General features: G+C 47.6%; 12 protein-coding genes. 4 read left to right on the top strand and 8 right to left on the bottom strand.

All coding sequences use genetic code 11. The features are described 5' to 3' along the window. Positions 1–84: 84 nt before the first annotated feature. Entirely contained in the window at positions 85–420 is a 336-nt protein-coding gene (locus BLV22_RS09470; RefSeq protein WP_022794038.1) for a metal-sulfur cluster assembly factor, read from the bottom strand. 217 nt (positions 421–637) lie between these two features. Between BLV22_RS09470 and BLV22_RS09475 the strand changes: the two genes are divergently transcribed. Then, positions 638–1,024 (top strand): rhodanese-like domain-containing protein, encoded by a 387-nt coding sequence (locus BLV22_RS09475; RefSeq protein ID WP_091614428.1) that lies wholly within the window; start codon positions 638–640, stop codon positions 1,022–1,024. 139 nt (positions 1,025–1,163) lie between these two features. Here the strand turns inward: BLV22_RS09475 and BLV22_RS09480 are convergent, their stop codons facing one another. Then, on the bottom strand, positions 1,164–1,466 hold the full coding sequence (locus BLV22_RS09480) for a hypothetical protein (RefSeq protein ID WP_091614431.1): 303 nt from the start codon (positions 1,464–1,466) through the stop codon (positions 1,164–1,166). Positions 1,467–1,716: 250 nt separating this feature from the next. Between BLV22_RS09480 and BLV22_RS09485 the strand changes: the two genes are divergently transcribed. Next, positions 1,717–3,081 carry an alanine/glycine:cation symporter family protein gene (locus BLV22_RS09485; protein ID WP_091614926.1) on the top strand — a complete coding sequence of 455 codons (1,365 nt, stop codon included), beginning with the start codon at positions 1,717–1,719 and terminating at the stop codon, positions 3,079–3,081. 48 nt (positions 3,082–3,129) lie between these two features. Here BLV22_RS09485 and BLV22_RS09490 read toward each other — a convergent pair whose 3' ends face one another. Further along, the gene (locus BLV22_RS09490) at positions 3,130–4,098 is read right to left on the bottom strand and encodes a 2-hydroxyacid dehydrogenase (protein ID WP_091614433.1); all 969 of its coding nucleotides are present in this window, start codon (positions 4,096–4,098) and stop codon (positions 3,130–3,132) included. Positions 4,099–4,100: 2 nt separating this feature from the next. Next, positions 4,101–4,946, bottom strand: a complete 846-nt coding sequence (locus BLV22_RS09495; RefSeq protein WP_091614435.1) for a 50S ribosomal protein L11 methyltransferase — start codon at positions 4,944–4,946, stop codon at positions 4,101–4,103. Positions 4,947–5,156: 210 nt separating this feature from the next. On the opposite strand from BLV22_RS09495, the gene fumC reads away from it, so the two are divergent. After that, positions 5,157–6,545, top strand: a complete 1,389-nt coding sequence (gene fumC / locus BLV22_RS09500; RefSeq protein ID WP_091614438.1) for a class II fumarate hydratase — start codon at positions 5,157–5,159, stop codon at positions 6,543–6,545. Positions 6,546–6,595: 50 nt separating this feature from the next. Here the strand turns inward: fumC and BLV22_RS09505 are convergent, their stop codons facing one another. Together BLV22_RS09505 and BLV22_RS09510 are read right to left on the bottom strand one after the other, a co-directional pair. Next, entirely contained in the window at positions 6,596–7,828 is a 1,233-nt protein-coding gene (locus tag BLV22_RS09505) for a YeeE/YedE family protein (protein WP_091614441.1), read from the bottom strand. 127 nt (positions 7,829–7,955) lie between these two features. Next, positions 7,956–9,068, bottom strand: a complete 1,113-nt coding sequence (locus tag BLV22_RS09510; protein ID WP_091614444.1) for an NADH:flavin oxidoreductase — start codon at positions 9,066–9,068, stop codon at positions 7,956–7,958. Between the two features lie 208 nt (positions 9,069–9,276). On the opposite strand from BLV22_RS09510, the gene BLV22_RS09515 reads away from it, so the two are divergent. Continuing rightward, a complete protein-coding gene (locus BLV22_RS09515; RefSeq protein WP_091614447.1) occupies positions 9,277–10,656 on the top strand; it encodes a Glu/Leu/Phe/Val family dehydrogenase in 1,380 nt (459 codons plus the stop codon). Positions 10,657–10,759: 103 nt separating this feature from the next. Here BLV22_RS09515 and BLV22_RS09520 read toward each other — a convergent pair whose 3' ends face one another. Both BLV22_RS09520 and BLV22_RS09525 read right to left on the bottom strand, forming a co-directional pair. Then, positions 10,760–11,422, bottom strand: coding sequence for a type 1 glutamine amidotransferase domain-containing protein (locus BLV22_RS09520; RefSeq protein ID WP_091614929.1), 663 nt, complete (start codon positions 11,420–11,422; stop codon positions 10,760–10,762). 154 nt (positions 11,423–11,576) lie between these two features. Then, on the bottom strand, positions 11,577–13,019 hold the full coding sequence (locus BLV22_RS09525) for a YfcC family protein (RefSeq protein WP_245724065.1): 1,443 nt from the start codon (positions 13,017–13,019) through the stop codon (positions 11,577–11,579). Positions 13,020–13,043 lie beyond the last annotated feature (24 nt).

The following is a 13,043-nucleotide window of genomic DNA, read 5'->3' on the forward strand; positions in this document are numbered from 1 at the left end:
CGAAAATTTTATTTTTTCTGATTAATGAAAATAGTTGTAAAACAAAAAGAAGCCGGCTGGATTATGCAGCCGGCTTCCCTTTAATCAATCCGGAATACCTAAGGCGATTTTTGCGTAACGGGACATTTTGTCTTTACTCCAAGGTGGATTCCAAACAATGTCCACGTCCACTTCGCTGATTTCTCCGTATTCCTTTAAATCATTCATGGCGAAATTAATATCGTTAACGATTGTGCCTGCAAGTGGGCAGCCCATTGCGGTCAGGGTCATTTCGATATTCGCCTGTCTGTCGTCATCAACTGTTACTGTATACACAAGTCCCAGGTTTACGATATCAATACCGAGCTCCGGATCAATTACATTTTCCAGTTCCGCCCAAACTCGTTCTTCCAATTCTCTTTTTTCTTCTGTTTCTGGCATGGAAGCTTCACCTCCTACTTTCTGTATTAACCTTATCAAAAATTGCGTTCCCCTGAAACCAATATGCTTGAATTTCATAGGAAGAATTAATAGCATGAAATTGTTATAGGCAATCTATAAAGGGGTAAGTGTAAAAAGCGTAAGCAAAGTTCTTGAATCTGTTCGTAAAAAAATATAGAATATGAATCGCTATAAGAAAGGAATGAGGAGTGCGTTGATGCTTTTTTGGCTTAGTATTACCATAGTTGTTATTGTTCCCGTTATGATACCGGCATTTAAACGCTGGATGCCTGTTTTACGCGTTCCTTGTTCTTCCCTTCCTCAAAGTCAGGAGACCGCGGCCCACATTCTGGACGTCCGCGAATACCAGGAATCAGACCGCAATCCGATACGCGGAGCGTTTGCTCTTCCGTATCCGTATTTAAAAAGACATTTACAGACCGTACCGAAACAAGAAGTATTTCTCGTAGCTCCTGATAAGGTTTCACGAAATCTCAGCACCCGGCTCCTTTTGAAAAACGGCTTTACCGTCACCGGCTACGCCGTGGTGCGAAGAGGCGAGCAGGGCTATCCGCCAGTGAAACTCCCATGCAGCGGTTCGTAATATTTACATAAAGCAGGCAGTCGGTTTAGCGGCTGCCTGCTTTATGTTTTATTCATTTAACTTTTTTATCTTTTAATCAAAAATAACGGTTCAGGTTTCACAGCCTGAACCGTTACTTATTCTTAACTATCGTTCCGTCTTACGAAAAACCGTTTAACGGACCGGTTCCTACAAGCGTTACTACATCTTCATTGGCCACACCGGCGTTGTCAAGTGCTTCCACCGACACGAGGCCGTACATGCTTCCTTTATCGGTTTCAAATGTTAAATGCTTCTTTTCGTTATTTTTTAAGGCATCTGTGAAGAAACGCTGATTCTCGACTCCGTACAGCTTCACTTCCCAATCCTCTCCGTTATCATCACGAACCTCTAATTCACCATCCGTATAACGGAGTTGTTCCTTATCATCTGTAAAAACTTCATCTACTTTTACTTTTTTCATTGTCTAGTCCTCCTTCATCCGATTACGTCTACCTATACGAATGCCCGAATCTTTTATCCCTGAAACATCATATTTTAATTCTTTTAAAGAAATTGTTGTTGTTCTCCTCTGGAAATTTTCACAATTTTTACAAAACATGTACCCAATTTATTAATTTTATAGTAAACTTTTCTAACAAACTGTTCACGTCTTTATAACATCTTATGTACAGTTACACTATGGAAAGGAGTTTTTACATATGTCAGGTTTTATGAACAGCGTTGAAGAATTACTAACCACTATCAGCGGCATTGTGTGGGGGCCGCCATTTTTAATTCTTATTTTGGGAACAGGTATCTTTTTAACAGTCCGTTTAGGGTTTTTGCAATTTTCTACTCTTCCTTATGCCTTAAAGCTTGCCTTTTCCAAGCAGGACAAAAAATCAGAGGGGGACATTTCCCACTTTCAATCGCTGATGACCGCTCTGGCAGCCACTGTCGGAACTGGTAACATCGCAGGCGTTGCTACAGCGGTAGTAATTGGCGGCCCTGGCGCTGTATTCTGGATGTGGATCAGTGCACTCTTTGGAATGGCTACAAAATACGGAGAAGCTATTCTGGCTGTTAAGTACCGGGTTCAAGATGAACGGGGCCGCATGGCCGGCGGACCGATGTACTACATAGAAAAAGGGCTCGGATGGAAATGGCTGGCCGTCCTGTTTGCCGTATTTGCTGCGATTGCTGCATTCGGGATCGGCAACACCGTTCAATCCAACTCTGTTGCCGATGTGCTGGATTCCAACTGGAACGTGCCTACCTGGATCACCGGTATTGCGCTCAGTATTTTAACCGGGGTTGTGATTCTTGGCGGCATCAAATCCATTGGCCGGGTAGTTTCATTTATTGTACCGATTATGGCTGTCTTTTATGTGGTCGGTGGCCTGATTGTTATTTTTGGCAACCTGGATCTCGTTCCGGCCGCAGTCGGCTCAATCGTTTCCGATGCATTCACCGGTCAGGCTGCAGCCGGTGGAGCTGTAGGGGTTGTGATTCAGTACGGGGTGGCCCGCGGGGTTTTCTCCAACGAAGCAGGCCTTGGTTCGGCACCAATTGCAGCAGCCGCAGCCCGTACCGACTACCCGGGCCGGCAGGCTCTCGTCTCCATGACCCAGGTTTTTATTGATACAATCATTATTTGTTCCATTACCGGTATCTCTCTCGTGATGGGCCAAAGCTTTGTGAGTGGTGACTTAGACGGTGCACCGCTTACTGCCGCCACATTTGAACACTTTTTAGGACCTGCTGGAAGTATTATTGTTTCTGTTGGGCTCATTTTCTTCGCCTATTCTACTATTTTGGGCTGGTCTTACTACGGAGAACGCTGTATTTATTATCTTTTCAACACGTATAAGGCTGTTTTTGCCTACCGCGTTGTTTTCGTTATCGCTGTATTCTTTGGTGCTGTGGTTCAGTTCGGAATTGTCTGGTCGCTTGCAGACACTATGAACGGCCTGATGGCGGCTCCAAACCTGATCGCCCTCCTGGGGCTTTCCGGAGTCATCACCGCGGAAACGGTCCGCTTCCGTAAGCGAATGAAGGAAGAAAAGAACGGTACAGCTACCTGGAACAAGTCATAATACAACTAAAGCATCTCACGAGCCTGAAACGGGCTCGTGAGATGCTTTTTATTTTCCGGGCGCTTCATGCGTCAATGACAGCCCATGGAGTCCCTGTAAAATATGGTCTGCAGTCATATCCGCCATCTGCCGGCGTGTTTTTTCGCTGGCACTGCCGATATGAGGGAGCGCCACAACGTTCGACAGGCTGAGAAGTGGATGGTCTGCACCGATAGGTTCGTTTTCAAAGACATCCAGACCCGCGCTGAAAATCTCTCCCTCCCGAAGCGCATTCACCAGTGCCTTCTCATCCACAGTCGTCCCTCTGGAAGTGTTAATAAACACGGCTGTTTTTTTCATTTTACGAAAAGCTTCCGCGTTTATCAGTTTTTCTGTTTCCGGTGTGGCTGGAGCCAGCACGCAGATAAAGTCAGCCTGTTCCAATAGTTCATCCAGTTCAGCGTATACAGCACCCGTCCGTTCTTCCGCTTCCCGCTTCCGTGAACGATTATGGTACAGTATGTTCATATCAAATCCACCAGCCCGTTTAGCCACTGCTTCTCCAATACGACCCATGCCGATAATCCCGAGTGTGGCACCGTAAATATCCTGTCCCGTAAATGCAAACGGCGCCCAGGACCCCCATTCATTCTTCCGGATAGTATCCATGGCTTCCGGCAGTCTCCGTGCTGCGGCCATCAATAAAGCAAAAGTGAGATCCGCTGTCGTTTCTGTCAGTACGCCGGGAGTATGAGCCACTTTAACCCCCTTTTCCTCTGCCGCTTCGAGATCAATGTTATTATATCCGACTGCCATCGTTGCTATTATTTTTAACCGCGGCGCCTGTTCAATAACGTTTCTTGTCACCGGCTCCGATACGGTACAGAACAAACCGTCTGCTTCCGCTGTTCTCCGGACTAATTCCTCTTCGGGCACCGCTTCGTTTTTATTCCACACATCCAGCGTAGCTTCCTGTTCGAGCTTTTCCGTCAGCCAGTGAGGCATTGGCCTTGTAATAAAAACATGTGGTTTTGTCATCCTCAGCCTCTCCTTTGAAATAATATAGTGTGCCATTCATTAGTCTGTTTGGACCAGGCATTCTCATAATTTTTATCCCCAAATGCTTTTTCCACCCGTTCCACTGACCAGTCCACCAATCCGGATACTACAACCTGCTGAGGAAGAACCTCTACGGAATCAGCCCGTTCGAGCCAATCCACCGCAATGTCTGCCCCAATATTGATGACGACTAGATCGTATGACCCGTACGGAAAGACTGGGCCAACTACGTTCTGTTCGTACACCGTAATCCGGTTTTCTACACTGTTTAACGCTGCCTGCTGTTCTATCTCCCGCGTTACCGGCTCCAGGTCGTAGGCAGTCACCTGCATGCCTTTTTTTGCAAGTGCAATCGACAGTACTCCGCTTCCTGCACCAATGTCCGCGGCCCTCGTTCCTTTTGTACAGGTGACGATACATTCGAGAGCGTCCCTTGTTGTTTCATGGATACCTGTACCAAATGCACCCTGCGGATCAAGCCGTAATTCCCGTTCTCCCTGCTTCTCCTGAAATGGAGGATACACAAGCTCCCATCCGTTCGCCAGTCTGACGTTTTCGTAGGAAGACTCTGTCCACTCCGGCGGCTCCCATTCGTGCAAATCGAAAGCATGCACTCCAAGCATCCGGCTTAATTCTTCTTTAGACGTGTTTTCCACGTAGACATACAGCCTGCTTTTTTCCCCGCTGCTGAATTCGTATGTATATCCGTCTTCGTCCTTCATTGTCTGTATGGCTTCATCAACATAAAATGTATAAATGTCATGCTCATAGAGCCTCAGACTCCATGCTTCGTTATCCCCGGACGGGACTTCGAGTGAGTACCACATACCAGCTGCCTCCTTTTTGTAAAAATTATAGCAAAACTACTGTCCATGCAACATTCATTTTTCATGTTTCGTTTCCCTTTGTCTGCCCAGGCGATGAAATTAGTATTTCTCCTTTGAAAAGCCTTTCTTTTTTTAAAAATATTCTTTAATCTAGAGAAAGAGTGCTTACTCTATTTACCTTATTGATACTAGTAGGAGGTCGACCTATCGATGGACTATCGCGTAGAAAAAGATACACTTGGAGACATGCACGTACCGAAAGACAAGCACTGGGGTGCCCAGACCCAGCGCAGCCTGGAAAACTTTAAAATCGGTCAGGAAACTATGCCGATCGACGTCGTACATGCATTTGCCATTTTAAAACGCTCCGCGGCTCTTGCAAACAAACGCCTGGACAAGCTTGAAGCCGAAAAGGCCGATGCAATCGTCGAAGCCTGCGACGAGGTTCTCTCCGGGAAACTCGACGACCACTTCCCTCTCGTTGTCTGGCAGACAGGAAGCGGTACCCAGTCTAATATGAATATGAACGAAGTAGTGGCCCGCCGCGCTTCCCAGCTGCTCGAAGAAAAAGGATCTTCCCTGAGCGTGCATCCAAACGATGATGTTAACCGTTCCCAAAGCTCAAATGATACCTTCCCAACGGCGATGCACGTAGCTGCTGTGCAAAAAGTGGAAGACCAGCTTCTTCCTGCCGTAGAAACGCTTCGTACCACCCTTGAGAACAAAATGAATGCGTTCGAACATGTAATTAAAATCGGCCGCACGCATCTCCAGGATGCTACTCCGCTTACGCTCGGCCAGGAGGTCAGCGGCTGGCACCGGATGCTCGAACGCTCCGCCGAGATGATTACAGAAAGCATTGACCACGTGAAAGATCTTGCAATCGGTGGCACAGCTGTCGGCACAGGCATCAACGCTCATCCTAAATTCGGTGAATATGTCGCTGAAGAAATCAGTGCCTATACCGGCAAATCCTTCCGTTCTGCTCCAAACAAGTTTCACGCCCTCACCAGCCATGATGAAATTTCATATGCACACGGGGCGTTGAAGGCACTGGCAGCAGACGCCATGAAAATTGCAAATGATGTCCGCTGGCTTGCAAGCGGTCCCCGCTGCGGTATCGGCGAAATCTCCATTCCTGCAAATGAACCGGGCAGCTCCATTATGCCTGGAAAAGTAAATCCGACCCAGAGCGAAGCATTGACTATGGTGGCAGCACAGGTGATGGGCAACGACGCGACGATCGGTTTTGCTGCCAGTCAGGGCAATTTTGAACTCAACGTGTTTAAGCCGGTTATTGTTTACAATTTCCTGCAGTCAAGCTACCTGCTCGCTGATGCGCTCGTTTCCTTTAACGACAAATGCGCGGTCGGCATTGAAGAAAACCAGGAACGTATTGATGCGCACCTGCGAAATTCCTTGATGCTCGTCACAGCGCTGAATCCGCACATCGGGTACGAAAACGCAGCAAAAATTGCCAAATCGGCACATGCTAACGGCCAGACGCTGAAAGAAGCTGTGCTTGAAAGCGGTATGCTGAATGAAGAAGAGTTTGAATTGATCGTCGATCCGGCGAAAATGGTTTCTCCGAGTGAATAAACAACGATAAAACAATAGCCTCCCAGGCATCACAGCCTGGGAGGCTATTCTTATTCATCCGTGCGTTTTCCTTCTTCGTAATGATACAATGGCAGCCGGTGACTGATATAGTAGGCGGTGTATACACCAAGTACAGCCATGACAAGCCATATCCACGCGTGCAGACTGAACGAGGCAATACCGCTGAAATATGCCCCAATGTTGGCGCCAAAGGAAATACTTGCCCCGTATCCCATCAGCCCTCCCCCAACCAGGGCAATTAAAGCAACCCGCAGGGGGATTCCCGAAAACCGGATTTGGCGGTTCATTGCCAACGTTACTACAGTTCCCAGAATTACACCGAAATTAATAATGCTCATGGAATCCATCAGCACCGATTGATGAAGGGCAACAAACTGATCCTGTTCAAACCAGTATGTCCATTCGCTCACGTTCATTCCAAGAGCCATTGCTATCTTTGATCCCCATAAAGCAAAAGCGGCTGTCAGCTTCCACGGCTCCCCCTGCACGAGAAAGATGAGCGCGTTTAATACTGCCAGAATAACAGCACCCACCCACAGCGGCCAGGAGCCGAAAATGATCCGGCTCCAGCTTGCAGCTGAAGGCAGCGGAGGAAGAGCCGGAGGCCTTGTTCGCTTTTTATGCACATACGAGCCAAAAGCAACTAATCCGAGAAAAACAATCTGAATCACCCACGCCCATATGTAACCGATCCCCGTATCCACTGCCAGCGATACCGGCTCAAACGAAGGAAGGGAGGTGTTCCAAAAGCCAAAATGGGCGGCCCCTGCCACTGCCCCCGTTATAAAGCCGGCCAGCGTACAAATTAAGGCGGTCCTTCCGCCCTCTGCTTCGTAAAATGAAGAGGGGGCAAGGCCGCTGCCTATTTCCATACCAAAGCCGAAAATGAACGCTCCTGCTATCAGTCCTGCGCTAACAGCGGAAAGTGCCGGTATCGGGCCTGTTCCAAACAAAGCCGGGCTGATGATAAAAATAGCAGCTGAAAAGGTCGATACGAGGATGAGCATCAGCATATGAGCCCGCAGCATTTCTGTATTGCCTTTTTCAATAATCTGCCGGTAGACTGCCGAGAAGCCGAAGCGGGCGTGGAAAAGGGAAAATCCAAGAAAAAAACCAATCCAGAGCAGAATGACATACTGCCAGCCCGATACCTGGTAAGTAATGAAGGAAAGCGTAAGAATGACCAGTAAACATACTAGCGAAACGATATTTTGTTGATTATTTAAAACAGACGTTCCTGCCGTAGCGTTCATTTTTTTCATTTATTTCTCCTGACTGAACCTGTATTAGACCCTTCCTCTTCCTTTCCCCCACAGCAGTGATTCACACATCCAATAAAAAAACTCCCCGGCAGCGGCCGGAGAGTTCATAATTCACTTACAACCGTATTTAATACAACTCACTTAATGCGTCTTTGGTAAACGGTACCAGGTCTTCCGTTCGGCCCTCCTGCATTTTTTTCGCCCAGGCCGGATCCGTTAACAGCGGACGGCCAACTGCGACCAGGTCAAATTCATCGTTTTCAAGCCGGCTGACTAATTCCTGAATATCGTCGTTTTCTGCTTTATCAAAGCTTGTAAAAACGCCGTTCAGCCCAACAGACCCTACCGTCACAGAAGGCTTGCCGGTTAAATACTTCGTCCATCCGGCAAGATTCAATGAAGACCCGTCAAATTCCGGTTCCCAGAAGCGGCGGGTTGAGCAGTGAAAGACATCTACGCCTGCTTCAGACAGTGGCTCCAGGAACTGGGAGAGTTCGTCTGCCGTGACTGCAAGCTTCGCTTCAAAATCAGACATTTTCCACTGCGAAAACCGAAAGAAGATAGGGAAATCTTCACCTACAGCCCGGCGGCAAGCTTCGATTACCTCTACGGCAAACCGGGTCCGTTCGACAAAGTCCCCGCCGTATTGATCGGTGCGCTTATTGGTCTGCTCCCAGAAAAACTGATCAATTAAATACCCGTGGGCACCGTGGATTTCAATGCCGTCAAAGCCAATACGCTTCGCCGCTGCTGCAGCGTCTGCATAAGCCTGGACCAGCTCCTCAATTTCTTCCACTGTCAGCGGTTTTGATACAGCTTCCCCGCTTAAAGCTAAACCGGAGGGTCCAATCGGCACAGCTTCAGGGTTTGGTTCTGCTCCAACTGGCCGGGTCATGCCTACATGCCAGAGCTGGGGAATGATTTTTCCTCCCGCTTCATGCACTGCCTCTACAACCTTTCCCCATCCTTCCAGGGCTTTTTCACCGTAAAAGGCCGGTACTCCCGGGTCTTCCACACTGGCAGGGTGATTGATGCCGGTTCCTTCTGTCACAATCAGTCCCACATTATTTTCAGCCCGGCGCCGGTAATAGGCGACTACGTCTTCATTTGGCACGCCTCCCGGCGAAAATCCTCTAGTCATTGGGGCCATTACTGTTCTGTTTTCAAGATGCAGATCTTTTATTTGGAAGGGTTCAAATAAAGGAGCTGCCGCTTGCTGGTTGGATGTTTCCTCTGCCATTATTACGACTTCCTTTCTCCTGCCACAAAATATTAATTAGCATACAAAAATCAGTATGCACGCATCGTTTTTCCAAACGCAACTTATCCGCTCAAAAACGATACTTTTTTGATTTCAATTTCCCCGAATCCGTTTGCAGTGTCTTTAAAAGTGGTATTCTTTACTAGAACTACTTACATAGGTACAAATACCTTAAGGAGGACATAATATGTCAGATAAAGCGACAAGAATTATTCAGGAATCGCTCGATGCGCTGATGCAGGATGAGACGTTCCTGCCCGACTATGAAGGACAGGAGCGTGAAACGGCCTTTTCTTCTCTTATTTCCATCCTTTCCACACCCAATCATGTACACAAATCGTTTCTTCGCGTTCCTCTTCAAAACGGGGAAGTAGTGCGCGTACCGGCGTACCGGGTGCAGCACAATGACACCATGGGGCCTTACAAGGGCGGCATCCGCTTTCACGAAAGCGTTAATGAAGACGAAGTATCCTCCCTTGCTTCTCTGATGACCATTAAAAACGCCCTTCATGACGTGCCTTTTGGCGGCGGCAAAGGCGGCATCAGTATTAATCCAAAGAAGTTCAGTAAAAAAGAATTAAACCTGGTGTGCAAAAAATACGTTCAGTACTTTAACGATGTTATTGGGCCGGATAATGACATCCCCGCTCCCGATGCCGGCTCAGGCGCCAGGGAAATGGACTGGATGATGGCTGAATACAAAAATATTAATCCGGGTATTCCATATCGCGGAAGCTTCACAGGAAAAAGCGTTAAAAACAGCGGCTCTCTTGGCAGAAGAGAAGCAACCGGAAAAGGAGTTTATTTCACTTTACGCTACCTGCTCCATGACTTTCTGAAAAACCGGCGCGATGAATTCCAGACATCAGAAAATAAATTTTTCAAAACTGCGCTTGAATTTTATGGCCGGCCGCTTACCATAGCGGTGCAGGGCTTCGGAAATGTAGGCTCAGTTACCGCGATGCAGGCGCATAACTGTGATTATCTCGATACCAAAGTGGTGTCCGTAAGCGACCAAAACGTTACGCTCTACAATGAAGACGGGCTCGACGTACCTGCTCTTCTTGATTTCTCCAATGCTCATGATGGTGATCTTCCTACTACGGACGAAGAGATTCATGATCTTGGCATTAGCGCGGATGTTCGGGAACGTGACGATATTCTTTCCCTCGAAGTGGACGCTTTATTTTTCGCCGCTCTCGGCGGTGTCATTCATAAAGATAATGTGCAGGATGTTAAAGCCTCTATTCTTATTGAAGGGGCCAACTCCCCTATTACTTCCGAAGCCGATGCCATTTTGGCTGAACAGGGCGTCGTTATTATTCCTGACATTCTTGCCAACGCCGGCGGTGTTATCGTATCCTATTCCGAATGGCTTCAGGGACGGGAAACGCTTTATTATTCTGAAGAGCAGGTTACAAAGATTTTGTACGATAAAATGAAAGAAACGATGGACCGCGTGCTACCGGAGTTTTTTGGCGATCCATTCGCTCTCCGCCAGAACTGCTATATTCATTCCATCACCTCACTCTGTACGATGCTTCATATTCGCGGAAAATTATATTAATTCAATAACCGAAGACCGTGCGGCAGCCGCACGGTCTTTTCTCTAAAAAACCCCGGCCTCCAACGCGGTTGGAAAGGCCGGGGCTCTCTTTTTTCAGCCAGCTTTAGCTGCCTAGTTTTTGAACAAATTCTTTAGCTACGGCTTCTGTCGATTGCGGGTTTTGTCCGGTGATCAGAAAACCATCGGATTCTACGTGTTCGGTCCAGTTTGGTACCGTAACGAACTCGGCTCCAAGTTCACGCAGACGGCTTTCAAGCAGAAATGGCATGTGTGCTGTGAGGCCGGTATCTTCTTCCTCAGAGTCCGTAAAAGCATTCACCCGCTTACCGGAAACGAGCGGCTCACCGTTTGAAAGTGTCACGTTAACCAGCGCCGCTGGTCCGTGGCAGACCGAAGCCACATATTTGTCCGCTTCATAAAACTCACGGATCAGTTCCTGGACTTTTTGACTTTCCGGCAGGTCAAACATAGCGCCGTGCCCTCCAGGAATAAAAATGGCATCAAAATCTGAAGCAGAAACGGTATCCACCTTCACTGTCTCTTCAAGGTATTTTTCTGCATCAAGAATCTCCTGGCGCGTCTCCTGCTGCACGCTCCCTTCATCAATCGGCGGCTTGCCGCCGTCTACACTCGCGATACTAACATTGTAGCCTTTATTTTGAAATTCAATATATGCTTCCGCAAACTCGGAAAGCCACAGGCCTGTTTTTGCTTCATTGTTCACTTTGGAATGACTTGTTACTACCATTAATACGTTTTTTGCCATGACGATTGTCACCCTTTCCACAATTACCTTCTGATTTAGCATAAAGGAATATAAAGATGCTTTTCCTCTCTCCCATCTTTTCAAACATCCTTTAAGCTGATGCAGAACCTATTCTACTCATATCCAGCAGCCATGCAAAGTAAACTGCTCACGCTCAGCCGTTCCACTGAAACATCTGGGCGCCTGCTAAAAAGATAATTGCGATCCCCATCCAGATGAGAAGCAGAGGAAAATAAAATTTCACCCATTTGTGCCAGGGAACGCCGGCAAGTGCGAGAGTGGCCATGAAATAGCCGGAGGTGGGGAAAATAATATTGCCTAAGCCGTCCCCCAGCTGATAAGCAAGTACTGAGGTCTGCCGTGTCACTCCAAGAAGGTCCGAGAGCGGAGCCATGATCGGCATTGTTACGAGCGCCTGGCCGCTTCCTGACGGAACCAGGAAGTTAAATAAAAATTGAATGACAAACATTCCGACAGCACTGAGTACGACTGGCATACCGCTTACTGCTGTGCCGAGACCATGAACTATAGTATCCATGATCTGTCCTTCCTCCATCACTACGGCTACCGCTCTTGCTACACCAACAATCATAGCCCCAACCAGCACGTCCCGAAAGCCTTCATTGAAACCATCGCACACCTGAGTCGGTGTCAGTCCTGCCACCATGCCGACCACGATGCCCATTATGATAAACAATCCAGCCATTTCAAGCATAAACCATCCCTGGGCGAGTACGCCGTAAACGAGTATTCCAAAAAATATGAAAATAAAAGCGGAAGCAATTTTTTGACGTTTATGAAAATTATATGTTTTTGTATCACCCGTATGCAGATACAATGATCGTTTTTCTTCGTCTTCTTCATAAGTCAGGCTCATCTCCGGCCGCTGTTTTACTTTTCTTGCGTACCTGATTACCCAGAGACCCCCGATCACAGCCAGTGTAAGGAACAAGGCGATACGCAGCCCGAGCCCTGAGTAAAGCGGTACATCTGCTACCTGCTGACCGAGCCCAGTGTTAATGGGGTTCAGAAAGCCGGCCGTAAAACCCGCGGTTGTGGCGATCAGCGCAATAGCCGCCGCGGTCACCGAATCATACTTTAAGGCAATCATCAGCGGCAAAATAACAGGGACATACACAAGACTGAGCTCCTGTGTGCCTATCAGGCTGCATATGAAAGCAAAAACAAACATCAGTACAGGTACTACTGCAAGGCTTTTGTTTGAAAATTTCCGCGTTAACCGGTCCACAGCAACTTCAATAATACCGGTACGGCGAAGCACCATAAACATACCGCCAATCACGAAGGTGAAAAATACTACTTCAGCTGCAGCGACCAATCCATTCGGCACCGCAAGCATAAAATCAACGATTCCTATCGGATCTGAAGCAATCTGCTGGTAAGAATCAGGATCAATCGTCGTTCTTCCTTCCGGCCCTGGGATTTCTTCAAATGTGCCGGCCGGAACTATGTAGGTGGCAATCGCTGCTAAAGCAGTAAAAATGAATAAAATGACGTAAATATGAGGCATGTGAAACCTGCGCTTTTTCTCAGGCTGCGGCTGCTGCATTTCCATCTCTTCTGTGCGCTCTTTCATTTCTTCTCCACCTTTTTTGAATTT

Origin of the sequence: Marinococcus luteus, assembly GCF_900106595.1 — a bacterium.
Lineage (GTDB): Bacteria > Bacillota > Bacilli > Bacillales > Marinococcaceae > Marinococcus > Marinococcus luteus.

Excerpts from the sequence above, each read along its gene's own strand:
- BLV22_RS09475 (WP_091614428.1), top strand. The coding sequence starts at position 638 with ATGCTTTTTTGGCTTAGTATTACCATAGTTGTTATTGTTCCCGTTATG.
- BLV22_RS09520 (WP_091614929.1), bottom strand. The coding sequence starts at position 11,422 with ATGGCAAAAAACGTATTAATGGTAGTAACAAGTCATTCCAAAGTGAAC.
- BLV22_RS09510 (WP_091614444.1), bottom strand. The coding sequence starts at position 9,068 with ATGGCAGAGGAAACATCCAACCAGCAAGCGGCAGCTCCTTTATTTGAA.
- BLV22_RS09525 (WP_245724065.1), bottom strand. The coding sequence starts at position 13,019 with ATGAAAGAGCGCACAGAAGAGATGGAAATGCAGCAGCCGCAGCCTGAG.
- fumC (WP_091614438.1), top strand. The coding sequence starts at position 5,157 with ATGGACTATCGCGTAGAAAAAGATACACTTGGAGACATGCACGTACCG.
- BLV22_RS09505 (WP_091614441.1), bottom strand. The coding sequence starts at position 7,828 with ATGAAAAAAATGAACGCTACGGCAGGAACGTCTGTTTTAAATAATCAA.
- BLV22_RS09485 (WP_091614926.1), top strand. The coding sequence starts at position 1,717 with ATGAACAGCGTTGAAGAATTACTAACCACTATCAGCGGCATTGTGTGG.
- BLV22_RS09495 (WP_091614435.1), bottom strand. The coding sequence starts at position 4,946 with ATGTGGTACTCACTCGAAGTCCCGTCCGGGGATAACGAAGCATGGAGT.
- BLV22_RS09480 (WP_091614431.1), bottom strand. The coding sequence starts at position 1,466 with ATGAAAAAAGTAAAAGTAGATGAAGTTTTTACAGATGATAAGGAACAA.
- BLV22_RS09490 (WP_091614433.1), bottom strand. The coding sequence starts at position 4,098 with ATGACAAAACCACATGTTTTTATTACAAGGCCAATGCCTCACTGGCTG.
- BLV22_RS09470 (WP_022794038.1), bottom strand. The coding sequence starts at position 420 with ATGCCAGAAACAGAAGAAAAAAGAGAATTGGAAGAACGAGTTTGGGCG.
- BLV22_RS09515 (WP_091614447.1), top strand. The coding sequence starts at position 9,277 with ATGTCAGATAAAGCGACAAGAATTATTCAGGAATCGCTCGATGCGCTG.